Annotated in this window: 19 protein-coding genes; 13 read left to right on the top strand and 6 right to left on the bottom strand. The window is 42.5% G+C overall.

Going from position 1 to position 26,794, the window contains the following annotated elements:
- Window positions 1-151: 151 nt before the first annotated feature.
- The 3 genes from JMX50_RS11745 (at window position 152) to mscL (ending at window position 4,335) form a co-directional block, all read left to right on the top strand.
- A complete protein-coding gene (locus tag JMX50_RS11745; RefSeq protein WP_201625074.1) occupies window positions 152-1,333 on the top strand; it encodes an OmpA family protein in 1,182 nt (393 codons plus the stop codon).
- A 351-nt stretch (window positions 1,334-1,684) separates the two neighbouring features.
- A complete protein-coding gene (typA, locus tag JMX50_RS11740) occupies window positions 1,685-3,532 on the top strand; it encodes a translational GTPase TypA (RefSeq protein WP_201562223.1) in 1,848 nt (615 codons plus the stop codon).
- A gap of 359 nt (window positions 3,533-3,891) precedes the next feature.
- Entirely contained in the window at window positions 3,892-4,335 is a 444-nt protein-coding gene (gene mscL, locus JMX50_RS11735; RefSeq protein WP_201629646.1) for a large conductance mechanosensitive channel protein MscL, read from the top strand.
- A gap of 87 nt (window positions 4,336-4,422) precedes the next feature.
- Here mscL and JMX50_RS11730 read toward each other — a convergent pair whose 3' ends face one another.
- From JMX50_RS11730 to cysM, 6 genes are all read right to left on the bottom strand, one after another.
- Window positions 4,423-4,863 (bottom strand): hypothetical protein, encoded by a 441-nt coding sequence (locus JMX50_RS11730; RefSeq protein ID WP_201619863.1) that lies wholly within the window; start codon window positions 4,861-4,863, stop codon window positions 4,423-4,425.
- A gap of 329 nt (window positions 4,864-5,192) precedes the next feature.
- Window positions 5,193-6,179, bottom strand: a complete 987-nt coding sequence (gene mutM / locus JMX50_RS11725) for a bifunctional DNA-formamidopyrimidine glycosylase/DNA-(apurinic or apyrimidinic site) lyase (protein WP_201629644.1) — start codon at window positions 6,177-6,179, stop codon at window positions 5,193-5,195.
- Window positions 6,180-6,245: 66 nt separating this feature from the next.
- Window positions 6,246-8,798 (bottom strand): RelA/SpoT family protein, encoded by a 2,553-nt coding sequence (locus JMX50_RS11720; protein WP_201629643.1) that lies wholly within the window; start codon window positions 8,796-8,798, stop codon window positions 6,246-6,248.
- A gap of 437 nt (window positions 8,799-9,235) precedes the next feature.
- Window positions 9,236-10,777, bottom strand: coding sequence for a 23S rRNA (uracil(1939)-C(5))-methyltransferase RlmD (gene rlmD / locus JMX50_RS11715; RefSeq protein WP_201629642.1), 1,542 nt, complete (start codon window positions 10,775-10,777; stop codon window positions 9,236-9,238).
- A gap of 124 nt (window positions 10,778-10,901) precedes the next feature.
- Entirely contained in the window at window positions 10,902-11,726 is an 825-nt protein-coding gene (locus tag JMX50_RS11710) for a 3'-5' exonuclease (RefSeq protein ID WP_201619867.1), read from the bottom strand.
- A 129-nt stretch (window positions 11,727-11,855) separates the two neighbouring features.
- On the bottom strand, window positions 11,856-12,842 hold the full coding sequence (gene cysM, locus JMX50_RS11705; protein ID WP_201629641.1) for a cysteine synthase CysM: 987 nt from the start codon (window positions 12,840-12,842) through the stop codon (window positions 11,856-11,858).
- A gap of 462 nt (window positions 12,843-13,304) precedes the next feature.
- Between cysM and JMX50_RS11700 the strand changes: the two genes are divergently transcribed.
- The 10 genes from JMX50_RS11700 to tsf all read left to right on the top strand — a co-directional run bounded on the left by JMX50_RS11700 (window position 13,305) and on the right by tsf (window position 26,675).
- Window positions 13,305-16,826: an ATP-binding protein gene (locus tag JMX50_RS11700; RefSeq protein WP_201629640.1), complete on the top strand. Its 3,522-nt coding sequence runs from the start codon at window positions 13,305-13,307 to the stop codon at window positions 16,824-16,826.
- A 181-nt stretch (window positions 16,827-17,007) separates the two neighbouring features.
- On the top strand, window positions 17,008-17,820 hold the full coding sequence (locus JMX50_RS11695) for a crotonase/enoyl-CoA hydratase family protein (protein WP_201629639.1): 813 nt from the start codon (window positions 17,008-17,010) through the stop codon (window positions 17,818-17,820).
- A gap of 288 nt (window positions 17,821-18,108) precedes the next feature.
- Window positions 18,109-19,368 carry a multidrug effflux MFS transporter gene (locus tag JMX50_RS11690; protein ID WP_201629638.1) on the top strand — a complete coding sequence of 420 codons (1,260 nt, stop codon included), beginning with the start codon at window positions 18,109-18,111 and terminating at the stop codon, window positions 19,366-19,368.
- Between the two features lie 389 nt (window positions 19,369-19,757).
- The gene (locus JMX50_RS11685) at window positions 19,758-20,630 is read left to right on the top strand and encodes a transporter substrate-binding domain-containing protein (protein ID WP_201629637.1); all 873 of its coding nucleotides are present in this window, start codon (window positions 19,758-19,760) and stop codon (window positions 20,628-20,630) included.
- Between the two features lie 12 nt (window positions 20,631-20,642).
- Complete coding sequence (locus tag JMX50_RS11680; protein ID WP_201629636.1) at window positions 20,643-22,844, top strand: ATP-binding protein; 2,202 nt, start codon at window positions 20,643-20,645, stop codon at window positions 22,842-22,844.
- Window positions 22,845-22,864: 20 nt separating this feature from the next.
- The gene (locus JMX50_RS11675) at window positions 22,865-23,227 is read left to right on the top strand and encodes a response regulator (protein ID WP_183619966.1); all 363 of its coding nucleotides are present in this window, start codon (window positions 22,865-22,867) and stop codon (window positions 23,225-23,227) included.
- 55 nt (window positions 23,228-23,282) lie between these two features.
- Entirely contained in the window at window positions 23,283-23,732 is a 450-nt protein-coding gene (locus JMX50_RS11670) for a chemotaxis protein CheX (RefSeq protein WP_201620206.1), read from the top strand.
- Between the two features lie 43 nt (window positions 23,733-23,775).
- Entirely contained in the window at window positions 23,776-24,225 is a 450-nt protein-coding gene (locus JMX50_RS11665) for a chemotaxis protein CheX (protein WP_201629635.1), read from the top strand.
- 400 nt (window positions 24,226-24,625) lie between these two features.
- Window positions 24,626-25,429, top strand: coding sequence for a 30S ribosomal protein S2 (gene rpsB, locus JMX50_RS11660; RefSeq protein WP_201629634.1), 804 nt, complete (start codon window positions 24,626-24,628; stop codon window positions 25,427-25,429).
- Window positions 25,430-25,793: 364 nt separating this feature from the next.
- On the top strand, window positions 25,794-26,675 hold the full coding sequence (gene tsf, locus JMX50_RS11655; protein ID WP_201625063.1) for a translation elongation factor Ts: 882 nt from the start codon (window positions 25,794-25,796) through the stop codon (window positions 26,673-26,675).
- The last annotated feature ends 119 nt before the right edge of the window (window positions 26,676-26,794 follow it).

Below are 26,794 nucleotides of genomic sequence, written 5' to 3'. Positions count from 1 at the left end.
AAAAAGTTGTAAACTGAATTGATAATCGCTAAGCTACTTCTTAATTGGTTTTGCTTTGTAATTTCAAATTCGTAAATGATGTCTATTTTCAGCCATCTTGAGAAGCGGTTTTGCTTAACGCATTACTAAAATTATCCTTTGGAGGAAGTTCATGAAATTAAATAAAATTGCTTTGGCATTGTTTGCCATCACAGCGGCCCCACTAGCAGCAAACGCTGGTGTTACTATTAGCCCATTACTACTTGGTTATCATTACAGCGAAGGCGCTGATGATGAGCAACGTGAGCTATTAGAAAACTATAATGGAAGCGGCGAAAACTTTTATAAAGAAAATGGTTTATATACTGGTGCAGCACTCGGTATTGAACTAACGCCTTCTACTCAGTTCCAAGTTGAGTATGGTGTATCTAATACTGATGCTATCAGTAGCTTAGGTAGAACTTTAGATACAGAACAAGAAATGATTTCTGGTAACTTCTTGATCGGTTTTGAAGAGTTCAGTGGCTACACTGATAACGCATTTAAACCATATGCATTAGTTGGTGCTGGTCAATCTAAAATCGAAATCGAAGATGCTTCTGGTAACGAAGTTACAAGTACTAAAGATACTATCGGTAACCTAGGTCTAGGTGCTATGTATCGTATCAATGATGCGCTAAGCCTACGTGGTGAAGCTCGTGCGATTCATAACTTTGACCAAAACTGGTGGGAAGGCATGGCTTTGGCCGGTCTAGAAGTTGTACTAGGTGGTCATTTAGCACCTACAGTAGCTGTTCCACCAATGGAAGAGCCTAACGTAGTAACTCCACCAATCGTTGTTGTTGAGTCTGATCTTGACTCTGACGGTGATGGCGTACCTGATAGCATCGATGCATGCCCAGGCACTCCAATGAACGTGGTGGTTGATGAGCGCGGTTGCCCAGTACCAGTAGATATTACTGATGAACTGAAAATGGAACTACGTGTATTCTTTGATAACGACAAATCGGCTATCAAAAACCAATACAAACCAGAAATCGCTAAAGTAGCAGAGAAGATGCGTGAGTATCCTAACTCTACAGCACGCGTAGAAGGTCATGCTTCTAAAACTGGTCCTTCAGCACGTTACAACCAACGTCTATCTGAAGCTCGTGCTGTTGCAGTGAAATCTATGTTGACTAACGAATTTGGTATCGCACCAAACCGTCTATCAACAGTTGGTTATGGTTATGACCAACCAATCGCTGACAACAACACTGAAGAAGGTCGCGCTATGAACCGTCGTGTATATGCCATCATCACTGGTGACAAAACCATGACTGTTGAACAAACTAAAGATATGGTTGTTCAATAAGTAATAGCTACTAATTATGTTATAATGTAATTAGTTACAAAAAAAGTCACCCTTTGGGTGGCTTTTTTTTATTTATGTGTTGAGAAAAGTAAGTTATTGCATAAAATCATGATGCAATAATGTTATACTAACGACCCAAACACTTTGTAAATTGACAAAGTGTACATTAGCATAGCTATCTGTACGATGGATTTACCAGCATAGGTCTTTGATTTTAATAATATTAATCGATTGTGCCTATTGCGCAATCATTTAATCATAAAATAATCATGTCTATTTGGTTGGTGGTAACAGTTTATCCAGCGGTGCTAACTGCTACTGCATTTTTTTAAGACGAAACGAGCATTTTATATGGCGAACGATATCAAACACCTGCGTAACATTGCAATTATTGCCCACGTTGACCACGGTAAAACCACTTTGGTTGATAAGCTATTACATCAATCTGGTACTTTTGGCGATCGTGCAAACATTGCTGAACGTGCAATGGATTCAGGTGATATTGAGCAAGAGCGTGGTATTACCATCTTGGCAAAAAATACAGCCATCCGCTGGACAGATGATACTGATGGCACTGAATACCGTATTAACATTGTTGATACCCCAGGTCATGCCGATTTTGGTGGTGAAGTTGAACGTGTTATGTCAATGGTTGACTGCGTACTATTAGTCGTTGACGGCGTTGACGGCCCGATGCCACAGACACGTTTTGTGACTCAAAAAGCATTCGAGCAAGGTCTAAAACCGATTGTTGTTATTAACAAGATTGACCGTCCAGGTTCACGCCCTGATTGGGTAATGGATCAGATTTTTGATTTGTTTGATAACCTTGGTGCGACAGATGAGCAATTAGATTTTCCAGTTGTTTATGCCTCAGCATTGAATGGTATTGCTGGCTTAGAAGCAGACAACTTAGCGGACGATATGACGCCGCTGTTTAAAACTATCGTTGATGTGGTTCAGCCTCCTCAAGTTGATGCTGAAGCGCCATTCCGTATGCAAATCTCTAGCCTTGATTACAACAGCTTCGTTGGTGTTATCGGTATTGGCCGTATCCAGCGCGGTAAAGTAAAGACCAATACACCAGTAACTGTCATTGATAAAAATGGCGATACTCGTAATGGCCGTATTCTAAAAATTATGGGCTATCATGGTCTTGATCGTATTGATGTAGAAGATGCACAAGCGGGTGATATCGTTTGTATTACTGGTATCGATGCGCTTAATATCTCAGATACAATTTGTGATCCTAGCGCTGTTGAAGCGTTGCCAGCATTGACTGTCGATGAGCCAACCGTATCTATGAATTTTCAAGTAAACAATTCACCGTTTGCTGGTCGTGAAGGTAAATTTGTGACCTCACGTAATATTCGTGAGCGTCTTGAGCGTGAATTGATTCATAACGTGGCACTACGTGTAGAAGACACTGAGTCTCCTGATAAATTTAAAGTATCAGGTCGTGGTGAGCTTCATCTGTCTGTATTGATTGAAAACATGCGCCGTGAAGGTTTTGAGATGGGTGTTTCAGGCCCAGAAGTTATCGTTAAAGAAGTTGACGGTAAGCTACAAGAGCCATATGAAAACGTTGTTTTTGATATCGAAGACGCGCATCAAGGTCCTATCATGGAGCAGGTTGGCTTGCGTAAAGGCGAGATGACCAATATGGAGCTTGATGGTAAAGGTCGTATGCGTATCGAAGCGACAATGCCAGCACGTGGTTTGATTGGTTTCCGTTCTGAGTTCCTAACCTTAACTTCAGGTACAGGTATCATGACCTCAAGCTTCTCACATTACGGCCCACAGAAAGTTGGTGATGTTGGTGCTCGCTCTAATGGTGTCTTGGTTTCTATGGCGAAGGGTGTTTGCCTAGGTTTTGCGCTATTTAACCTACAAAAACGCGGTAAGTTGTTCGCTGAGCCACAACTAGAAGTATACGAAGGTATGATCGTTGGTTTGAACTCGCGTAACGACGACATGGCAGTTAACCCAACGACTGCTAAGCAGTTGACCAACGTCCGTGCCAGTGGTACTGATGAAGCGCTAACCCTAACGCCAGCGGTTAAGTTTACCCTTGAGCAGGCACTTGAATTTATTCAAGATGACGAGCTAGTAGAAGTAACACCGAAGGCCATTCGTCTTCGTAAGCGCTACTTGACTGAGAGTGAGCGTAAGCGTCACGGTCGTAAGAAAGGTGCTTAATTATTGACAAAAAATGATATTAATCATACATTTTGTTAAGAATTGAGAGAAGTATTTGATATTGGTAAAGATCTCCTTTATTTATATTAAGTCAGAGTTATAATCAGCAGTATATAGTGAGTCGAATATGGTTCACTTTATATTGCTTTTTTTATGCCTGTTTTTTATATATAATACTACGGCTAATCAATTGGATTGGTTTGTTTAGAATTTCTTACGTCATTTTTAATACGCTGCCCTTAAAACGTGATTTTTAAGAGGTGGTTTTTAAGAAACGGTTTTTAAGAAACGGTCTCTAAATGAGATTAACTATTCGGCTGTTTATCTGACCATAGATAAGACTTTTGAGGAGTGATATTATGAGTATGGTATCTGAGTTTAAAGAATTTGCTGTAAAAGGTAATGTGATGGACCTAGCGGTCGGTGTCATCATTGGCGGCGCTTTTGCGACCATCACGACCTCTTTAGTTGAAGACATTATTATGCCTATCGTCGCTTTTATTGCGGGCGGCGAAATCAACTTTAAAAATATGTTTTTCATGTTAGGCGATGCACCTGCAGGCGTTGGCATGACTTACGATGCGCTTAAAGAGGCAGGTGTGCCAGTATTGGCCTATGGTAGTTTTATCACTGTATTGATTAACTTCCTGATTTTAGCGTTTATTATCTTTATGATGGTAAAAATGGTGAATAGATTACGCCGTGAAGACGAGGTAGAAGAAGCAATAGAAGATCCGTCAGAAGAGGTGCAATTGCTTCGTGAGATTAGTGCTAAGCTGAGCAATACTCACATTACGAAATAAAATCATATCATTTATTTACGACAATAAAAAAGGCTAACGAGAAGTTAGCCTTTTTTATTGTCGATTGATAAGCTCGATGCTTATAACTTATGGCGTAACTACTACATAGTCATTGGTATTAATTAGAATCTCTGAAGGACGATCGACAACAATACGCACGACATTATTATCAACGACTTGTGATTTATAGTAATTGTCTTCAGCAACCGTACAGCCTAAGCAGCGTCCCATTGCATCCCATGGCTCAACGAATAACTTTTGCTGTGCTTGATCTGCATTGCCTCCAATCAGCGAGAAGGGTAAGCTTACGATATAGGCGGCAGTTCCCGCTACCGCAGCTACCAATTGTAGTGGTTTACCGACAATCGTGTCTACTGCCATGGTCTCGTAAGAAGGGCCAAAATCAGTTTCGTCAATTTCTATCGCTGCTAAAGCGGGTTGCATGCTAGCAAAAATTAAGCTTACGCTTGCCATCATGGTCAGTAACTTATATTTAGCGGTGCGTTTCATGTTAGCTGGAGCACTCATAATAATATCCTAAAACTCATAAGTAGTATGATTAATAGCTGCTGCTATTTCCACACAGAGACAAATTCCCTATAGAAATAAGGCGACAACGATAGTTATTCTTAATATTACAGATAAATAAACGGTCTGCACTATTTATGTAAGTATTAGCACTATTAAAGCAAGATGTAGGCTAATAAGCAACAAAAATGCGCAGGATATCTGTATTAGCAGAGCGTTTTTTTATTATGAGTCATGCTAAATGAGTTTAGGTAGGACTATAAATAGGCATTTTAAAGTAACTGAGCAATGATATTGCTTTAAACCTGTATAGTCTTATTAAGCAGGGATTATTTACTATTGATTGGCTGACAGGCAGGGCAAAAAACACTGGCACGTCCATTAAGCTTAATGTTTTCTAATAGTGTGTTACAGTGTGGACAAGTTTCACCTTGTCTGCCGTAGACATTTAAAGTTTGCTGAAAATAACCCGTTTGGCCGCTAGCAACGGTAAAATCCCGTAAGGTGGAACCGCCAAGGGTTATCGCCTTTTTTAAAATTGCTTTGATATGGTCAACCAAAATAACTATTTGCTCATAGGAAACTTGATGAGCGGGCGTTGCAGGATGAATGCCTGATAAGTAAAGACTTTCAGTCGCATAAATATTGCCAACGCCGACAACGATTTGTTGTTCCATAATGACGGATTTAATAGCGCGTTTGATTGGTTGCTTGTTAGGTGTTTTATTGGCCGTCGCTTTTTTAGGGTTGCTTTGATTAGTGCTGCTTTGATTAACGATACTGTCATTAGGGGTTGGATTTGGATTATTTGAACGTTGAATTAAATGATATAAATAATCAGCGGTAAATTCTGCTGATAATGGCTCAGGACCCAAATGATCTAGTAGCTTAGGGCCATAATCATCAAACCATAACACCGAGCCAAAGCGCCTTGGATCATAATAATGTAGCTGTGTTTGGCTATCATCAGTGCCGCTAAAAGTCACCACCAAATGATCGTGTTTACGCTTATCAGTGCCATAGCTGTGTTGCTGTAAGCTACCTGACATACCCAAATGAATCAACAGTTGCCGCGGGGCTAATTGCTCAGGTTGGATAGAGGCGTTGGTATTCGCAGAAACGAGGGGTATAAAATTCAGAATTAAATACTTTGCTCGGCGCTCGACGCTATCCAAAGTGTAATCAACCAGTTGAGTCAAATCATCAGGCATCGACCAGCGTAGTTTTGGTTGGAAGACTTTGACATTGGTGACTTGCTGACCTAATAGCGGCGTAAGGCTGGTTTTGGTGGTTTCTACTTCGGGTAACTCAGGCATAGTATTTCTTATGAAAACTCTATTATGGATTAAAGGTGTTCTTGGAAAATTGTGCTAGCTTAACTGTCAGGCAACCGCGCGGCGCGCATGTAAGATACCATGCTGCTGCTCAAGTTTGGCCAGTAGTTTGGATAAATGGGCCAGCCCCGAAACTTCAATATGAAACTTTAAAAAGGCAATATTGTCATCATTACTTAACGTTTCAACTTGACGGATATTGACGTTTTCTTTATCAATAATTTGGGTCAAATCGCGCAGTAACCCGCGTCTGTCATAAGCTTCTACATGAATATCTACCGGTTGATAACGACCCGATTTAACCGTCCAAGCAGCATCAATTTCGCGTTCAGGGTCGCGCTCAATCAAGCGTAGGTATTCAGGGCAGCCGCGATTATGAACGCTGACGCCGCGTGACAAAGTAATATAGCCTGCGATAGGTTCACCGTGGACGGGATGACAGCAGCCTGCTAGGTTAATCTCGATATTATCCAAACCATCGATATGAATTTTATAGGCATCGAGTTTCCCGGCATCTCTAGTGTCAATGCTAGGGGTAAAGTCGTCTTCCGGTCTTTCCGGTTCTAGGTGTAGCTGACGAGAAATATGACTGGTCAGCTGGTTAAGACCAATATCGCCGGTCACCAAGCCGACGACAATGTCATCGGTATTATTGACATTAAAATGCTGCGTATAGTCGTTTAAATCGATACTGTTTGGATGAACCGATAAACGCTCAAGCTCTTTGCTAAGCATTTGGCGACCTATCTCAATATTCTTATCGCGGTCTTGCTTATTAAACCACTGACGCAGTTTTGAGCGCGCGCGATTGGTATGAATATAACCAAGCGAGGCGACCAGCCAATCGCGGTTCGGCTCACGCGATGCTTTGGTAATAATCTCTACTTGTTCGCCCGTCTTTAACTGATAAGTTAGCGGCACATAACGCTGATTGACGCGCGCTGCTTGGGCACGGTTACCAACTTGCGTATGTACATAATAGGCAAAATCCAGTACCGTCGCGCCTTTTGGCAGCTCAGTGATATCGCCATCACGACTAAAGATATAAATACGCTCGAGCTCGTCAAAATCAACCAATTGCTCTTCTTCGTCAAACTCGATTTCTTCTAATTCTTCGCCGGTTAATAAGGCTGAACGCGGCTGATTGCGCGTCTCATTATTGATAGAAAGCAGTTGCCGTAATGAGCTGATTCTTTGGTTAAGGTAATTATCCTTTTTGTTCTTCAAGCCTTCTTTGTAGTTGACATGCGCGCACATGCCAAGCTCGGCTTCAAAGTGCATCTCATGCGTACGAATTTGTACTTCAAGCGATTTATTTTCGGCAATGACCGCCGTATGTAGCGAGCGATAACCGTTAGATTTTGGATTGGTAATATAGTCGTCGAACTGCTCAGGAATATAGCGCCATAAGCCGTGTACCAATCCCAAAACGTGATAGCAATCCGAAGGATTGGTGACCAAAACGCGCAGCGCGCGAATGTCATAAAGCTGATCAAAGGACAAGCCTTTGAGCTTCATTTTTCGGTAAATAGAGTAGATATGCTTAACGCGCCCTGAAACCTCGGCTTCGATACCGGCTTCTGCTAAGGCTGCATTGAGCTTATCTTGTACGCGCTGAATGTAAGACTCACGTTCGCTACGTTTTTCTGATAATAGCCGCGCAATCTCTTTATAGCGCTCAGGAGCAAGATAGCGGAAGGCTAAATCTTCAAGCTCCCATTTTAGCTGAGCAATACCAAGCCTATGAGCCAATGGCGCATAAATAGTCATGACCTCGCGCGCGACACGGTGTTGCCGCTCTTCACTAGAAAAGGTCAATTCGCGCATGGCAAAGGTCCGCTCAGCCAATTTAATCAGCACGACGCGTACATCATTGGTGACGGAGATAAGCATGCTATAAATATTCGATAGCTGATCACGCTGATTATTAACAAAATGATCTTCTAAGCGCTTATTGCTTTCGATAATCTCGGACAGCTTACCCATCGCCAAAGTATCTTTGACCAAGGTTGAGATATCAGCACCGAATTTTTTTTCAATTTCAGTTAAGCTGATAATCGATTTACGGGCGCTACGATAGAGCATCGCTGCGACGAGCGCATCTTCATCTTGATAAAGGTAAGTCAAAATATCGGTCATCGCAATACCCGTGACGTAAGCGCCTGAGCGCTCAGATTCACTGGTATTCATGTGACTGCGGATAAACTCGCAAGCAGCGGCAAGATTGGGTACAGACTCTTGACCGATACGCTTGGCGACATTATCAAGCCAAGTGGGGACGTCGATATTTATTTGATCTAAATCAATCGCTTCAAGCTCTTTTTCTGAAAGCGTAGAGCTGTCATCAAGAAGCTGATTTTCCAAATACTCATCTTTAAGATTAGGGTCATGGCTATGATAAGCATACTGAGCAGAGCGATCAAAAGTGGTGTGCAGCTTGTGAGTAGCAAGCTGATGTTTGATATCGAGTGGAATTTGGGCATAGCTATTGGCAGACTGGTGCGAGCGTTGGCTCGCGACCAGTTGAGCTGCCAATGTTGCGCTATCGGCTTGCGTGGTTTGTCCATCTACCAGCGGTAATCCTTCACGAATTTTTACCATAGCCCACTCCTCTTAGCTATTCAAAATTGATTAGCGCCTCATTTGCCACGCAGACTTAAATTTTGCGATAGGCAAATAACAGCGATAAATCAATTCAGCCGCTAAAAATCCTTTTCTAGCAGCTATAAAATGATAGAGATAAATAACATATAGAGCCATGAGTACCAAGACTCATGATATCTCGATTAAGAAGGCCTCAATATATTGGTTATTATTATCTCATTTTGCAATGACAAATCAAGCAAGGCTCTGTAATGATCATGTCGGTGTTGATAACATACAGCATTATTAACCTTATCGCTTAATCCGTTTTTGCATAAAGCGATGCGGTTAAAAATGAGCGTTATGTTTCTTAAAATGTCACACTTAAAAAGCCATGCTCGAAAAACCACGCTTAAAGAGCCATGCTTTGAAAGATTAGTCGCTTAAAACAAGTGCTAAGCTGAAACTTTTTCAAAGCGCGCGATTGACTCAACGTGACCGGTATGACAGAACATATCCATCACGCCTGCATGCGTCAAACGATAGCCTTGCTCTAATAAGGCTTTGGTATCGCGGGCGAGGGTAGCAGGGTTGCAAGAAACATAGACAATACGTTCGGCGTTAAATTTCGGCAGATATTGCATAATTTCCCAAGCGCCCGAACGCGGTGGGTCAATGAGTAACGCATCAAAGCCCTGATTGGCCCAAGGTTTATCGGTGCAATCTTGGGTTAAATCTTGGCTATAAAACTCAGTATTATTAATGCCGTTGCGACGAGCATTGTCGGCCGCGCGCGCAGTCATGGCTTCACTGCCTTCAACGCCGACCACCGAGCCCGTTTCGCCGACTAAACGCGCTAGTGGTAAGCTGAAGTTGCCCAAACCACTGAATAAATCTAGCACGCGTTCGCCAGCTTTTAAGTCTAACAAATCACAAGCAAGCTTGGTCATCTGCCGGTTTACCGATAAATTGACTTGGGTAAAGTCCGTTGGGATAAACTCAAACGTCAAATCATACTCTGGTAATTGATAATATAAGCGCCCAAACTGCTCACTCATATCGTCATTCTCCGTCAAGGCAATACGCTGAATGCTATCGGCGCCTTTTGACTGTAAATATAATTGCCAATTGCGCGCTGCAAAAAACGTTTTTAGCTTCTCGACATCAGCATCTGATAATGGCGCTAAATTACGCACGATAAGCGCAACCGGCTGATTGCCATCGGGCAGTTCTGGCATTGCTTCACCCATAGCCAGTTCAAGCTGGGCAATTTTGTCACGGCTCTCGAGCGTGCTAATAAGTGCTTTTAAGTTTTCAATCTCAAAACCAATCCGTGGGTCTAAGATATGACACTCATTTAACTCTGCTAAAAAGTTGCTTGAGCGCTCACGGAAACCAACCAAGGCGGTTTCTTTTTTGGCGACATAACGGACGCCCAATCGTGCTTTGGTACGGTAACCTAAGCGATCGCCAACTACTGGTGCGAGCCAATGCTCTGGTTCAACATTGGCTTGATGGATAAGCATTTCAGCAAGCACAGATTGCTTAAAGTTGATTTGACCTTCTGGCTGCCAATGCTGCAGATTACAGCCACCGCAGACACCAAAATGTGGGCAGGGCGGTACAGCGCGCTCAGGGTTTGGATTGGCAGTAATGCTCACCGCATCACCTTCTTCAAAGCTGGTACGGCTATTGGTAATTTTGACTAAGGCACTTTCGCCCGGTAGCGCAAAGCTAACAAAAATCTTTTTGCCATGTTTGTCTTCGATATGACCGTCGGCTTCACCAAAGCCATTACCATATACTGCAACGCCGCGACCATCATGTGACAAGCCATCGATATTAAAAGGTAGTGGCTCAGCATCTTTCAAACGGCGCCGCGTTTTTGATGACGGCTTGGATTTTTTCTTACTTGGCGGAATAGTAATGGTCTGAGTCTCGTTAGGCTGTTGGCTGGTATCTAAGATGGTAGAGTTTTTTGAATCGGTGGGTTGCATAAACCTGCCTTAATAATAAGTAATAAATGATAAATAACGATAAATGAGGGTGAGACGTTAGTTGTTAAAACGTCATCTTTATAAAGACGTTTTTATAAATACGTCCGTTATATAAAAATGTCTGCTATGGTGCAGGCGCAGATGACCAATCGGCGATAAATTCATGATGGCGTGGGCTGCCATCTGCTTGGGTATAATTTGCCAAATAATCACGGCTTTGCTGTTGCCAAGCATCAAAATCCGCTGAGGATAATTGACCGGTCAACCGTAACCAGCGCAGGTATATCAGCCAGGTATTCATCACATCCGATTCGCAATATATTGACAACGTTTGCCAATCGCCATTACTGACCAGATCGCCAACCATGCTGCCATCAACATCGGTTTTACCGGGTAAGCCGTAAAGACTGGCAACGACATCCATAGCTTCACGGCGGCTGGCACCGTATTGGCTAAATCTGTCCATCAAATCAAGATGGCGAGTATGGAAACGATTAACATAGTTATCAAAGCGCATGTTTTTGATGCGTTCGCCTTCTTCAAATAACCACGGCGCTGATAAGTCATACTGCATCGCGCGATAAATAAGCACCGGAATATCAAAGCCTGAGCCGTTCCAACTAATCAGCTGCGGCAGCTTTTCAATATCACTGAATGCACGGAAAAATTTGCTCAGAATGTCTTTTTCGCTAAACTTATCTGCCGTCAAAGAAAATAAAGAAAATTGACCGTCTTTAATATAAAGGGCAGAAATACAGACAATACGCTGCAGCGGCAAACGCATAAAGTCATGTCCCGCTTCTTGGAGTCGCAGCGCCGTCAATGCGCTTAAGGCATCGGCATCGTTTAGCTCGGCCAATTGCGGGTAAATACGGCGGGCAGCCTCGGTATCGGCAACCGTCTCAATATCAAAGACCAAGATAGGTTTGGACGAAAGGGCGTTTGACATAAATAATCCTACCTAACTATTGGTTTTGGTTGATGACTGATAAAAATATCATTGCTGAGCTTATGATTTATTCGCTTATGCTGCTGCATTGTGTGTACATTCTATTTCTGACTTTCTACTGCGTACTTTTTATTTTTCACTATCTAGATTGTCTTTCACGTTACTGTCGTCAGCATCGTTGTCGATAACGTTATATAAGCCGGTTGATAAATAACGATCGCCGCGATCACAAACGATAAAGGCAATAACCGCGTCTGGATTTTCTTTTGCGACTTCGACGGCTGCCCAAGCGGCTGCGCCTGAGGATACGCCAGCAAAAATGCCTTCGGTTTTGGCCAATTTGCGCATATAGACTTCGGCGATATGTTGATCAACATCCATGATGTCATCAATCAAGTCGGCTTCAAAAATACCCGGCATGTAAGCAGCAGGCCAGCGGCGAATACCGGCGATAGACGCTTCTTCATCAGGCTGCAAACCGATGATTTTAACATCAGGGTTTTGCTCTTTAAGATATTGCGCCACCCCAGTGATGGTGCCAGTGGTGCCCATAGAGCTGATAAAGTGAGTGATTTTACCGTCCGTTTGCGCCCATAGCTCAGGACCGGTGGTGAGATAATGTGCTTGTTTATTATCAGGATTATTAAATTGGTCTAAGACGATACCTTTACCATCCGCTTGCATCTGCAGCGCCATATCGCGTGCCGCCTCCATACCTTCGTCGACTTCGATTAGCGTCGCGCCGTAAGCGGTCATGGCATCCTTACGCTCTTGGGTCGAGTTGGTTGGCATTAATAAGGTCATCGGATAACCGCGCATCGCCGCAACCATGGCTAAAGCTATACCGGTATTGCCGCTGGTGGCTTCAATCAGCATATCACCCGGTTTAATATCACCACGTAGCTCAGCCTGATAAATCATATTGAACGCTGGACGGTCTTTTACCGAGCCGGCAGGGTTATTACCTTCAAGCTTTGCAAGTACCACGGCCCCATTGGCAATCTGCTCTTGCTCAGGCAGACGATGCAATTTAACCAATGGCGTCTGACCTACGCAATCGGCAAGGTCAGTGATTTGCGTAATAAAATTGGCGTTTGACTGGGCCGTAGCGGACATAAGGTATCCTTATTAATTATTAAGTTTTTAATAGGCGCTGTTTAAATGATAGGTACTAAGACATTAACAGGCCAGTACTTCATGACTATCAGGTATTGAGGGTGACGCAATAAAAAGTTGCGTCATTATATCATTTTGTTTTCAGCTGCGCTTAATGCATAAATTTTTATTGAGGATAGCTTATTTGTTTATAACCTTGTGTATTTACATTAATGTATAAGTTATTAAGCATAAATATTAGGCGCGACTTGTTGAGCAATAACGCTTGCTTAATAAGCATTGGTTAATGAAGATGAGTCAATGAATGGCTAACTGCCTTTGATAGAATCCTGCTAAGATAATCTCAAGTTATAATTGCTGGCTTGCCGTTAGTGCTTAGCCAATTATTAACACATAGGCGCATCGTACAATATTTATCATCAATAATATCTGTCACCAATATCAGTGGAGAGTAAACCCAGCATGGCTTACAAAAAACGTTTTGATACCAGTAGTGCTTATGGTCAGCTGATTATATTGGTGTTTTTGCCGATTTGTTTATTGGCAGCGGTGGGTGGCATTTTGGTGTTTTATGAAACCATGCGCGCCAGTAATTCTGAACAAGAAGTATTGGCAGAGGCGGTGCTGATTCGTTATACGCCGGCGATTGCGGAGCTCGTCCCTGAACTATTAGAGCAAGAAAAGCAGCAAGAAAAGCAGCAAACAGAAACAGGCGACGGTAAAAGCAAAACAGATACTAAGTCACAAGCAGCGATAGCGACGTTAGAAGGTATTCAAGATAGGCTCGGGCGCATGCAGTCGGAGCAGCATGTCCAACGTATTGCCATTATCAATCAAAACAATGAAGTACTGGCCAGTGTCGGCTATGGTATCGATGAGGCATGGCCACTGATAGATGCATCAGAGCGCTTTTTATCGCAAAAGCCCACGCCTATTGGCACAGCTTACGGCAGTACCTTGGGTGAGTTTGACGGGCAGCAAGTGTGGCTGATGGTCGATATGGATAACGAGCCGCTTTATATTGCCCGTTATCGTATTGCCATGGCGCTGGCGATTACTGGCTTATTTACCATTTTAATTTTGTTATTAAGCTTAAATATCTATTCAAAACGTTGGATTGCGCCGATTTACGAGCTGCGTTTGCAATTACAACGTACCCATGTAGACAATCTTTATCAGCCTATTCCGGTTGAATCGAATGGTGAGTTGAATTTATTACAGCAAGATTTGGTCAAGACTTTACGTCGTCTACATGCTAGCTTCCAAGATTTAAAAGACCATGCCGAGCAAACCGAGGATGATTTGCGCTTGGCATTTGATGAGATGGAAATGCAAAATATCTCTATCCGTAATGCCCGTGATGCGGCAATCTCAACCAGCCAAGCAAAATCGGCATTTTTGGCCAATATCAGTCATGAATTGCGTACGCCCTTAAACAGTATCGATGGTTTTATTAATTTGCTGGCACGTCATGGCGAGCTTAATCCTGAACAAGATTTGTACGTGCAAACCATCCGTAAATCGTCGGCGCATTTATTGGCACTCGTGAATGACGTATTGGATTTCTCTAAGATTGAAGCGGGCAAGCTTGTACTTGATCGTCACGAGTTTGACCTTTATGACACCATTTATGATGTCGTCGATATGCTATCGCCGGTTTCTGCAGAAAAAGGGCTGCGCATGGCGGTGTTGTTTTATAACGACGTGCCGATGCGCATCAACGGCGATGCCCTGCGTCTTAAACAAGTACTGACCAATATCGTCGGTAATGCCATTAAATTCACCGATAGCGGCGATGTGGTCGTTCGCGTTAGCTTAGACGATCATCGTGACAATTACTTAATGATTAGCGTGCAAGATAGCGGTAAAGGGATTTCATTATCTGACCAAAAAATGCTCTTTCAAAGCTTTAGCCAAGGCGATCCGTCGATTACGCGTCAATATGGTGGTACCGGCTTGGGTCTGGTCATCTCCAAGCAGCTAACGCGGCTGATGGGCGGCGATATTGGTTTTTATGACAATGTGCAAGAAAACATCTCTAACCAAGGGGCAACGTTTTGGTTTCGGATGCCAGCCCATGTCGATGTTTTAGAAGCGGCGACTGGGCAAACGATTGAACTGCCCGTGCTCGCGCCACTTGCCAGCGATACAGACGAGTTTAATGTGCTGGTTTGGATCAATCATACGGCATCGATACAGGTGCTGAAAGCCAGCTTACAACATTTACCGATTACCCTGACCCAAGCAAACTCTTTACCGGGCGTACTTGAGTCGCTCAAAGAGCGCGGCAACTATTGGGATTGGGTCATCGTGGATGATGACACCCAAGACGATATGATGGCGCTACTCAAACAAATTCGCCTGCATTATCAGGGTAAGCTGGCAGTATTTGGCTATCAAGTTGCCGCCGACCAAGCGCTGCTTAATCGTTATCATGCCAATATTTTGTATGAGCCATTGGATAAAAGACAGCTCTATGCGATGCTTGATACGCAAAAGCGCAGCGCTCCGAGTGGCGTTCAAGAGCCGCGCTGGAAAGGCGTTACCGTCTTAGCCGTCGACGATCATCTACCAAACTTACTGGTGCTTGATGCGCTATTAAGTGAGCTTGGTATCCATGTGATTACCGCCAGTAGTGGTTTTGATGCGATAGAAATCATCAGTAAACAGCAAACCAAACATATCAAAACCGCTAAAACTGAAAAACAAAGTCTGTCGAAAAAGACCCAAATATCTAAAGCTGAAGCCCGCGATGATGTCAGTAAATCAGCGGTTAACTCATTACATCTTGACGATGCTACGACAGATGATAAAGGCAATGCAGCGCACAAAAACAGCATTGATTTGATATTTATGGACATTCAAATGCCGCGTATGTCAGGGCATGAAGCGGCGCGGCAAATCCGTAATATCGAAACCCCTGATCATCATATTCCCATTATTGCTTTGACCGCTCATGGCTTAGCTGATGAGCGCGAGAAGCTGATTGCTAGCGGTATGAATGATTATGTCGGTAAGCCTATTAGCCAGCCACAATTATTACAAGTGCTACAAAAATGGCTTGGTCGTACCACTTCAGTGCCGCCAATAACCGCCCTTACTAATGATGATTTACACGCTGAAAATTCGCCCAGCTCGGATTTACCAAGTTCTAATTTTAACAATACATTAACGCAAGATTCTTTAACGGCGTATACAGGTCTGACAGCGCCGACTTATCCAATGGTTAAAGGGGATGATAGTCATCACGATGCTGATTCTCATAGAGATGCTGACGCGATGAGTCCAGCAAAAATCACCCGACCTTTATCGCTCAAAAAAATCCGTGACGACTATTTGCGCGACAGTCAGCCGCGTGAAGATTATAGACGCGAAACACCGCGCGAAACCCAACCACGTTACGAGAAGCCACGCTATGAAAAGCCACGCTATGAGAATTTGCGCTATCAAGGGCAGGGGCAAGCACCATTGGTTTATCCGCCCTATCAAATGACAGAGAGTGCTAAAGATGAGCAAACTGTAGAGACAACGCAAGGGCAAAGTAATACGAACTTGGGCGCAAACGCCCTTGATACCTCGGAGATTTTAAATTGGCAAGATGCGTTGACGCGTTCAGCCAATAAACCCGATTTGGCTGCCAAGCTGATTATTATGATGCTCGATACCATTAATGATGAAAAGCAAGCGTTGATGCAGGCATGGGAGAGTCGCAACCGCAGTGCGCTTGCGCAAATTGCCCATCGTATCTTAGGCGGCAGTCGCTATACGGGCGTGCCGCAGTTACGGCAAGCCAGCCAAGATTTAGAGGATAAATGCTTATTAAATATCCAACATACCACGCCCGCTCAATTTGCGATGCTCGAGCCTTATTATGAAGCACTATTGACCGCGTTAAATAACTTACAAACACTGGATTTATCGGCTTATCCGCAGCTTAATTATCACCGCTTAAGTGAAAATGATATGACATGGAAAATGATTTAAGGCAGCTGGTTTTATAGGGCTGAGGCAAAACTGAGCTAGAGTTGAGATAGAACTTGGATGGTCTTGATGATAAACGATACCCTAGCAGTCAGTTATTGATAAGGAAGGGTTGAAGCAAGGCTGTTAATATTAATCTGAGCCCCAACCATTATAGTTGTTTTATTTATTATTAAGGATGATTATGCACGCTATTGCCACTTACCAGTATGAGACATTACAAGTCAGCGCCAATGACAATATATTAACGGTGACCATTAATCGACCGGAAAAAAAGAACGCCATGAGTTTTAAAGTGGTCGAAGAGTTGATAGCGGTCGCTGGTCGTATCAGTAAGGATAAAAGTATACGCGCAGTGATTCTTAATGGCGCTGAAGGCACGTTTTGTGCCGGTATCGATCTAGGCGATTTAAACCATCCCAAAAACCAAGCCTTTGCGTTATGGGAGCTTATTAAACCTTGGCAAAGCTTATTTCAACGCGTCTGCTTGGTTTGGCGTGATGTTCCTGTGCCAGTAATTGCCGTGTTAGAAGGCTATTGTATTGGCGCAGGCTTACAACTAGCGCTGGCTTGTGATGTGCGTATTAGCCATCCTGAATGCAAATTGTCTATTATGGAAGCCAAGTGGGGGCTCGTACCTGACATGGGCTTAACCCAATCAGGCTTTGGCGTCGTACGCGCTGATATCTTAAAGGAGCTGGCAATGACGGCTCGTACCGTGGATGCTGAGGAAGGCAAAGCGCTTGGTTTGGTTAGCCATTGTAGTGAGACGCCACTTCAGCAGGCACAAAAGCTTGCTGCTGAGTTTGCTGAGCGCTCACCTGATGCGGTGCTGGCAAGTAAGCGCGTTATCAATGCCATGTTCCAGCAGCCAGCCACCACGTTATATAAAGAAAAAGTGTGGCAGTTAAAAATGATGTTTGGTCGCAACCGTAAACTGGCGCTTAGAAAAGCCAAGCAAGCCAGTACCGCTTTTGGCAAACGTCAATTCCGTTAAAAAATTTAGCCATGTATTGATAGATTGTTTTAGTTACACAGGTTTGTTTTATTCACATCAAGCGTCTATTGAATTACAAGCAGATAGTGCAATATAGCATTATCTGTTTTTCTAGACTGCTTGCGTCGCTGCCTGAATGTCTGCTTGCGTCGCTGCCTGTCAGTAGGCATGATTGTTTGTAGAAGTCATTTTTAACAAAGCTCGGTTTAAAATAAAAGCTTATTAAAATTACAAAACAAATCAGGCATCAATAATAAAATAATAATCACTCTATCATATGGTCTAATTATGTCTGCTCCAAAATCCTCCCTGCCTAATAAACCGAATGCTGCTGACCGAGTGCGCTCTGCCGATTTGCCTGTTGCATGGATTATGATGCTTGGGCTTATCGTTGCAGTCGGGCCATTATCGATTGATATGTATTTGCCTGCATTACCATCGATGGCAGAGGATTTTGGTGTCTCGACTGCATTTATGGCCAATTCCGTTCCAGCTTATTTTGTCGGTTTGGTATTTGGTCAGCTGTTTTATGGCCCTTTCAGTGATCGCGTTGGACGCGTCAAACCTTTATATATCGGCATGACTTTATATGTGATTGCCTCGATTATTTGTGCCACCACCGATAATGAATACGTATTGTTTGTTGGTCGTACGTTGCAAGCGCTTGGTGCTTGTGTTGGTGCGGTTGTTACCCGTGCTGCCATTCGTGATCGCCTGACTGCTAAGCAAACGGCGAAAGCCTTTTCTATCATGATATTGGTGATGGGTTTAGCGCCGATATTAGCGCCGTCATTGGGTGCTATATTTTTACAATTCTTTAGTTGGCATTCTATCTTTTGGTTTTTGGCGGCCTTTGGCACGCTAAACTTACTGCTCACCAAGTTTTTCTTTTTTGAGACGCTCACCGAAGAAAATCGTAATATTCGTCCTGCCAAAGAAGTGCTGAGCCAATATTGGGATTTATTAAAGGATCCGACTTTTAATTATCCAGCGATTGGTGGCGGACTACTGATGGGAGCGATGTTTGTCTATATTAGCTCTGCTTCTGAATTAATCATGGATACCTATGGTATGTCAGCGACACATTTCGGTTGGTTGTTTGGCATGAATGCGGCAGGGTTTGTGGGTTTAACCCAGCTGAATCAATGGCTGACCAATCGTTTCCGCATTTTGAGTATTCTGCGTTTTGGTGCGATGATGCAAGTCATCTCTGCTGGCGCACTGTTTGGATTAGGGGTGGTTTTTGGTACTGATGCATGGTTGCCGCTGGTTTTAGCCTGTATTTTCTTCTGTATTGCTGGTTTAGGTTTGACGCAGCCAAACGCATCGGCGATTGCGCTCGCTTTCCAAAAACGCCGCGCTGGTATGGCAAGTGCGCTACAAGGCTCGTTGATGTTTTCGGTTGGTATCTTCGGCGGCTTATTATTAAACTTATTCCCCGTCAATCCGGTATTGAAAATCGGTATCGCGATGTTTGCGCTGATGAGTCTTGGTACTTATTTAATTTGGCAAATAGACCGTAATTTGAATTTGGATAATGCGGAATAATTAACCGATAAATTTCATTTAATTTTAACTTATACAAAAAAGTATTCAGTGCGTAGAAAATGCCTGAATACTTTTTTTATGTCTGCTTTTTATGCCATCTTTCCTTTTTTATCTATCTATTGTATTAAAATATCCATTTTTAATGGATGTATGTCTATTAAACACTAAAGCAATAACTTCAATAATTCATAATATTTTTATATACGCTTATTGTCATATATAAAAATATGTACGCTATAGCTAAACAAAATTATTGCAATAGTAGACTTGCTCAATTATTATCTAAGGTAATTTTCTGTAATTAAGTGTTTTAATACCTTGCTTGAACTTACAGAATTGTTTTTATAACTGATTTTTTTTAGAACAAAATCGAGGCTTAAGGATAAGAGATGAAGCTATTATATCGAGTGTTACCAGTTATATTGAGTGTCGGCTTATTTGGATGTGGAAATTCTTCTACCCAAGATAATGCTAGTGCATCTGGTACAACAGTAACGGAACATAAAGACAATTTTGTAAGTAAACTTCCTGATACAGCACCAACATTAAAGGTGGCGATGACTGGTGATTTACCGCCTTTCTCATTTCAAGATGATTATGGCAACATGCAAGGCACTGATGTTGATTCGATTAGAGCCATTGGGGAAGAGCAAGGCTTTAAAGTCGAGTTCTATAAAGAAACGTGGCAGGACATGTTTGATAGCGTGGAATCGGGAAAACGTGATTTAGCTATTTCTGGTATTTCTTATAAAGATGATCGTGCAGTTAGATATGGTCTATCAACGCCTTACTTTTTTAATCCAGCTACTATTATGTACTTGGAAGGAAAGTTTGATATCAAAGATTTAAACGATATCAAAGGTCTAAAAACAGGTACGCTAGAAGGTTCTAAAGAAGAAGATACTCTAAAAGAGATGGGCAGTTCAGTTGAACTGGTTTCAAGATCTACTGCATTTTTGGCTTATCAGGACTTAGTTCAAGGTAATACTGATGTGTTCTTATATGACATGCCAGTTTTACAATACATTATAAAAGGTTATCCAGAACATAAAGTTAAGATTGTACCTTATGAAGCAGCAGATGCTCCTTCAGCACAGCAGGTCGTTTTAATGGCAAAAGAAAATACCAAGCTCATAAAGAGCGTAAACGAAGGTATTACCAAGCTAAAAGCAAAAGGTACATTTAAAGAAATTGAAGAAAAATGGCTAGGTGCGACTGAGCCTGCGACCAAAAGTACTTCAAATAATCAGCAAACGAATTAAGGAATACTGAAGATGGCAACCACCTATAATACTGACAATAAACGCTATCACAGTCTGATTATTTCAATTGCACTGTTTTTATCGCTGATTGGCGCTTTGCTGGCGTTTACTTTTTATACCTCAAGCTTGCTTGAAAGAAACACGGTTTTAATTGATCGAACCAACCAAGTCGCCAATAGCGCGCAAGCGGTAATTAAAGACTTATTTGACTTAGATAGCAGTTACGGTGAAGACACCAACTCGCCGCATATCCAAAGAGTATTAGAGCGTTTGGAGCAAAATACATCGCTTATTACTAGCTCTATCACTGCCATTGAACAAGGTGGTGAAATTACCGATGTCGATGGCAAAAGCTATAATTTACCGAAAATTAATAATAACTCTCAAACCAACGTTGCTGCGGCGAATGAGCAGTGGTTACTTTTAGAGCCTAAGATTCAAAATTATCTAAAAGACGCTGATAACATCATGGTCGATTCATCTGATGAATTGATTCAAGCGGTTGAACAGGCAAAAACCTCAAGCCTCCTGATAAACGATTCGTTAGACCAGCTTACCAATGAAGTGTTTATCAACGCAGAACGCCAAGCAGACACCATACGTCTGATTCAGATATTAGGTGTTGCGGCTATTTTTGCTTACTTCCTAATCTTCGTATTCTTCTTTGTACGCCGTTTGCGTGATACCGATGCGGAAGCATTGGCTGCTCGCCGCGAAACACAAGAAATCATGGAAACCGTCAATACGGGTCTATTCTTGTTAGATAAAGATTTGAATATTGGTCAGCAGCATTCTCGAGCCTTAAATGGCATTATTGGTGAAGAAAGACTGGCAGGAGAGAACTTTGCCGATGTACTACGCGGTCGTATTTCAGACAAAGATCTGAAAACCACACGTCAGTTTATCGAGCAATTGTATAACCCACGCGTTAAAGAAAAATTGGTTGATTCTTTAAACCCATTGCATAAAGTTATGCTACACAATGCATCTGGCGAAGAGAGCACCACGAGCCGCTTCCTAGACTTTAAGTTTTCACGTGTTTATGAAGATAAAGACATTGCACGCATTCTGGTCAACGTTAATGACGTATCAGATGCCGTTTATCTAGAACAGCGCTTAGAAAAAGAGCGTTCGCAAAATGACATGCAAATTGAGATGTTGACCACCATCTTAAACGTCAATCCAAAAATCATTAATGAGTTTATTAATAACACCAAAGCTCATATCGATAAAATGAACAATATTTTGAAAAACCCTGGTAGCTCGCAATTTGAGCTTGAAGGTAAGCTTAATGCGATTTATCGCGAAATGCACAGCTTAAAAGGCGAAGCATCAGCACTAAAACTGCATAGCTTCACTAAAATTGCGTCAGACGCGGAAGACAAGCTTGATGCATTGCAAAATCAGGGCAAGCTATCGGGCAATAACTTCTTGCCGCTAGCGGTCCATTTGGATGACTTACTCAGCCTCTCGAACACCATTGAGACGCTAGGTGAACGCATTAATCAGGCAGCGCCAAAAGCTCCCAGTAGTACAAACCCTGTAGCGCCAATAAAGACTGCGCCACAACCAAGCATTGGCCAAGCCCAAGTAGCAGATGTTGCTACCACTAGCATAAATTTCGATGGCGGTAGTGAAGTTGATTTGAGTGATGAGTCAGATGACGAGTATTTATCTTATTATCAAGATTTTGCCAAAGATATTGCGGTAAGACAAGGCAAACAAGTACAGCTAAACGGCCATAATTTAGCACATATAAACATCCCTGAACGCCTCAAACAACCGATCAAAGAGATCAGTATTCAGTTGTTACGTAATGCGGTGGTACATGGTATCGAATCACCTGAAGCGCGTCAGTCAGCAGGTAAGTCTGCAATCGGTAGTATTGACTTAGAGATGCAGCGTGATAATCAAAACTTAATCATCGCCTTGCAAGATGACGGTCAAGGTATCGACTATGAAGGTATTCGTCATAAGCTGATTGCCGATGGTCGCTTTGGTGCAGAAGAGGCAAGTCAGATGACTCATGGTGATCTGCTCAAAACCTTGTTTGCTTCTGGTTTCTCAACCAAAGAACAAGCCGATGAAGATGGCGGTCGCGGTGTGGGCTTAGACGTCATCAAGGCGTTAGTCAAAGAGCACAACGGTAAGCTTAACGTTAATACTGAGCTTGGAAAAATGACCCGTTTTGTCATTACCTTGCCTGCTGCGTAATTAAGGACAATAAAGAAACTATGTACAAATTAATGATTGTGGATGATTCAAATATCATTCGAAACCGTATTCAGCGCGCTTATGATTCTGGTCAGTTTATGTTGGTTGCTACGGCAACCAGCGGTGTCCAAGCCGTCGAGAAATTCAATATCCATCGTCCTGACGTGGTGACCATGGATTTAACCATGCCACAAATGGATGGACTTGAATGTATTGCAAAAATCATTGCGATTGACCCTGAAGTGCGGATTTTAGTGGTATCGGCGTTGTCTGATAAATCGACTGGCATTGAAGCATTATCATTGGGTGCGAGCGGTTTCTTATGCAAGCCTTTTTCAGAAGAAGAGCTGGTAGAGTCTTTGTATGAGCTTGTCCAAGACTAGCCGTTAGGACACGCCCTAATAAATTAAGTAAATATCTTATTAAAGAACACACATTATGAAAGAGCAAAAGTTACAAATTTTTGTGAGTATCATTACCAATTACTTTAATCAGTTTGGTACTGAAGAGCTGATTGTTGATACCCCTTATTTACTAGAAAATCAGCAGCCTAAAGTGCATGATTATACAGGTGTCATCGGTATCTCAGGGGTACAAAAAGGCGTGGTTTATTTTTCTGCCACCAGCGCGTTATTGGCCAGTATCCTAGACAGTATGGGTGAAACCGATAAGAGCGAAGACAATTTGGTCGATTTGGCAGGAGAGGTCGCTAACACCGTATCTGGTAATGCCCGCAACGAGTTTGGCGCAGAGTTTCATATCTCTGTACCATTGGTGTTCAAAGGCTCACCGCAAAGCATTATTTTGCCTAAAAATGGGCGTTCTTTTATCATTCCAGTCAGCTGGCGAGGTCAAATTGGGGAGATTGTGGTTTGTTTGCAAGACTAAATCCAACCCCCCCAATGATGATCGATATGGACGATAAACTATTATGGTTAATGTAGACAAGTTAGGCGTCTTTTTAAGCTCAATCAGTGCGTTTTTCGCGCAGATTGATGATGAGCCAGTGGTGATTGATACGCCGTATTTAAACAGTAATAAAAATGCCGTGGGTTATGATTATAGCGGTATGATTACAATCTCTGGACCGCTTGAAGGCTGCGTGTATGTCAGCGCCCCGAGCAATATTTTGCGGGAAATAATCACAGTAATGGGTGAGCCTGACTCCTCTATTACGATGATGAAAGACTTATTGGGTGAGATGGCAAATACCATCTCAGGTAACGCCCGCACTGAGTTTGGTGCCGATTTTATTATCTCACCGCCCAAGATTATTGAAGGTATACCGAGCATTCCTTATCTGCCAAAAGACCGCCAAAGTTATGTCACACCCTTTACATGGCGCGGCTATAAGGCTGTTATCGGTATTTCTATCGCTTAGCTTAACGCTCAGCACTGATAGCTAATGATGCTATAAGTAAAATTAACAAGTAAAAACGACGTTTAGACGTCGTTTTTTTTATGGAATATCATCCCCTTAAACATCATAATAGCGCTAGCAGTCACTCTCACTTATATGATAAAATACAGCCCAGCTATTTTTTAGCATTTAGTATTATTCTTTACGTTCGAATCATAGCTCATTTTTTAAACCAACCCATCAACCAATGACACACACATCATGGCAAAAAATTGCTGGGTGTTTGGCGACTTGATTAATTTGCCCAAAGTTACTATTGGCTTAATGCGCTATTGATGAGCATTAACAAGGGCAGATGCGTGTCGCTAGATAGGCAGTTTTTGTGATGTGGAGGCATAACCCAACCAACAGGACATTTAACATGGCTACAAAGAATCCAACCAAAATCGAAATGCGCGACTTACTACAAGCCGGCGCTCACTTTGGTCACCAAACACGTTTTTGGAATCCAAAAATGGGTCCATATATTTTTGGTGCCCGTAACAAGATTCACATCATCAACTTAGAGCACACAGTAAAAGCGTTTAACGAAGCATTGACTTACGTAAACGGCCTAGCTGCTAAGAAAAACAAAGTATTGTTCGTGGGTACTAAACGCGCAGCAAGCGGTATCATCGCTGAGCAAGCAGCTCGCGCTGGCATGCCATACGTTGACCATCGCTGGTTAGGTGGTATGTTGACTAACTGGAAAACACTACGCCAGTCAATCAACCGTCTAAAAGAGCTAGAAAAACAAGCTGAAGACGGTACTTTCGCTAAGCTTACTAAGCGTGAAGCGTTAGAGCGTACTCGCGATATGGAAAAACTTGAGCGTTCACTAGGCGGTATCAAAGACATGGGCGGCCTACCTGACGCAATCTTCGTTGTAGACGTAGATCATGAAGCCATTGCTATCAAAGAAGCTAAAAACCTAGGTATTCCAGTTATCGGTATCGTTGATACTAACTCTAACCCAGATAACGTTGATTACATCATCCCAGCTAACGATGATGCTATCCGTGCCGTGACTTTGTATGTAACTTCTATGGCTGATGCGATTATCGCTGGTAAAGAATACGCACAAACTCAAGCTGGTGGCAAAGCTGATCAAGAAGCACCTGCTGCTGCTGAAGAAGCGCCAGTTGAAGTTAAAGCTGAAGAAGCTGCTGCAACTCCAGCAGAATAAATCGCTGACCGCTAAGGTTTAACTTTGTAACGGTGTCTTGATAGTTATCTTATCAGCATTCATATAAGGTTATTAACAGCATATAAGCTCATAAAAGGCATGATGTAGTTTTACTCGTCATGCCTTGCTCTTAATGGTTTATGGTCAAAATTAATAAGCGTGTCATGATTGGGCGAGTATTATCGTCTATACGAGCCACATTGCTTTTTTGATGATATGAATAATCATTAAATATGAGTGGTTTTATTAAGGCTTAAGTCTAATATTAAGAGTAATGTTTACTTAATATTAATCAAGTTATCGAATAGATTTTAAGCATACCCCTACATAACAATATTCATGTATATAATAAAAGGTAACTCTTATGTCAGAAGTAAAAGTATCTGCCAAAATGGTAAAAGAATTGCGCGACCGTACTGGTCTTGGCATGATGGAATGTAAAAAAGCGTTAGAAGAGTCAAATGGTGATGTTGAAGTTGCCATTGATAACCTACGTAAATCAGGTCAAGCGAAAGCGGCTAAAAAAGCGGGTAACATTGCAGCTGACGGCGCTATCATTATCGCTCAAGGCGACAACAAAGCATTCTTGTTAGAAGTTAACTGCCAAACTGACTTCGTTGCAAAAGATGAAAACTTTACTGCCTTTGCAGAAAAAGTCGCAAACATCGCGCTAGAAAACAATGAGACTGACGTTGCAGCTATCTCTGCATTACCTTATGGCGGCGGTCAAACGGTTGAAGAAGCACGTGTATCTCTAGTACAAAAAATCGGTGAGAATATCCAAATCCGCCGTGTTGAAGTACTTGAAGGCGCAAACATTGCTGCATATCGCCACGGTCTACGTATCGGTGTGGTTGTATCTTATGAAGGCGGCAGTGCAGACACGGGCAAAAACCTTGCGATGCACATTGCAGCATTCAACCCTGTTGCAGTAGATGATGAAAGCGTAGATGCTGATGTATTAGCACGCGAAAAAGACATCATCGAAGCAAAAGCGAAAGAGTCTGGCAAGCCTGACAACATCGTTGAAAAAATGATCGAAGGTGGCTTACGTAAGTACCTAGACGAAGTAACGTTACTACGTCAACCATACGTGATGGACAATGAGAAAAAAGTTGGTGACGTACTAAAAGCTGAAGGCGTAAAAGTACTTGATTTCAAACGTCTAGAAGTTGGTGAAGGCATCGAGAAGAAGCAAGAAGACTTTGCTGCTGAAGTTGCTGCCGCTCAAGCTGCTAGCAAGTAAGCTTTAAGTAATATAGAACAAGCAGTATAAATCGTAAAAAAGCCCGTTATTGATATAACGGGCTTTTTTGTGTTTGTTTACTTCTGCAAGATTTAAAAGATAAGCTAGTTATGCTGAGT

It is taken from the genome of Psychrobacter maritimus (assembly GCF_904846345.1).
Classification (GTDB): Bacteria; Pseudomonadota; Gammaproteobacteria; order Pseudomonadales; family Moraxellaceae; genus Psychrobacter; species Psychrobacter maritimus.
The sequence above is the reverse complement of the archived record's forward strand: the minus strand, read 5'-3'. Positions and strand labels throughout refer to the sequence as shown.

Coding starts and splice junctions, on each gene's coding strand:
- JMX50_RS11745 (WP_201625074.1), top strand. CDS start 152: ATGAAATTAAATAAAATTGCTTTGGCATTGTTTGCCATCACAGCGGCC.
- typA (WP_201562223.1), top strand. CDS start 1,685: ATGGCGAACGATATCAAACACCTGCGTAACATTGCAATTATTGCCCAC.
- mscL (WP_201629646.1), top strand. CDS start 3,892: ATGAGTATGGTATCTGAGTTTAAAGAATTTGCTGTAAAAGGTAATGTG.
- JMX50_RS11730 (WP_201619863.1), bottom strand. CDS start 4,863: ATGAGTGCTCCAGCTAACATGAAACGCACCGCTAAATATAAGTTACTG.
- mutM (WP_201629644.1), bottom strand. CDS start 6,179: ATGCCTGAGTTACCCGAAGTAGAAACCACCAAAACCAGCCTTACGCCG.
- JMX50_RS11720 (WP_201629643.1), bottom strand. CDS start 8,798: ATGGTAAAAATTCGTGAAGGATTACCGCTGGTAGATGGACAAACCACG.
- rlmD (WP_201629642.1), bottom strand. CDS start 10,777: ATGCAACCCACCGATTCAAAAAACTCTACCATCTTAGATACCAGCCAA.
- JMX50_RS11710 (WP_201619867.1), bottom strand. CDS start 11,726: ATGTCAAACGCCCTTTCGTCCAAACCTATCTTGGTCTTTGATATTGAG.
- cysM (WP_201629641.1), bottom strand. CDS start 12,842: ATGTCCGCTACGGCCCAGTCAAACGCCAATTTTATTACGCAAATCACT.
- JMX50_RS11700 (WP_201629640.1), top strand. CDS start 13,305: ATGGCTTACAAAAAACGTTTTGATACCAGTAGTGCTTATGGTCAGCTG.
- JMX50_RS11695 (WP_201629639.1), top strand. CDS start 17,008: ATGCACGCTATTGCCACTTACCAGTATGAGACATTACAAGTCAGCGCC.
- JMX50_RS11690 (WP_201629638.1), top strand. CDS start 18,109: ATGTCTGCTCCAAAATCCTCCCTGCCTAATAAACCGAATGCTGCTGAC.
- JMX50_RS11685 (WP_201629637.1), top strand. CDS start 19,758: ATGAAGCTATTATATCGAGTGTTACCAGTTATATTGAGTGTCGGCTTA.
- JMX50_RS11680 (WP_201629636.1), top strand. CDS start 20,643: ATGGCAACCACCTATAATACTGACAATAAACGCTATCACAGTCTGATT.
- JMX50_RS11675 (WP_183619966.1), top strand. CDS start 22,865: ATGTACAAATTAATGATTGTGGATGATTCAAATATCATTCGAAACCGT.
- JMX50_RS11670 (WP_201620206.1), top strand. CDS start 23,283: ATGAAAGAGCAAAAGTTACAAATTTTTGTGAGTATCATTACCAATTAC.
- JMX50_RS11665 (WP_201629635.1), top strand. CDS start 23,776: ATGGTTAATGTAGACAAGTTAGGCGTCTTTTTAAGCTCAATCAGTGCG.
- rpsB (WP_201629634.1), top strand. CDS start 24,626: ATGGCTACAAAGAATCCAACCAAAATCGAAATGCGCGACTTACTACAA.
- tsf (WP_201625063.1), top strand. CDS start 25,794: ATGTCAGAAGTAAAAGTATCTGCCAAAATGGTAAAAGAATTGCGCGAC.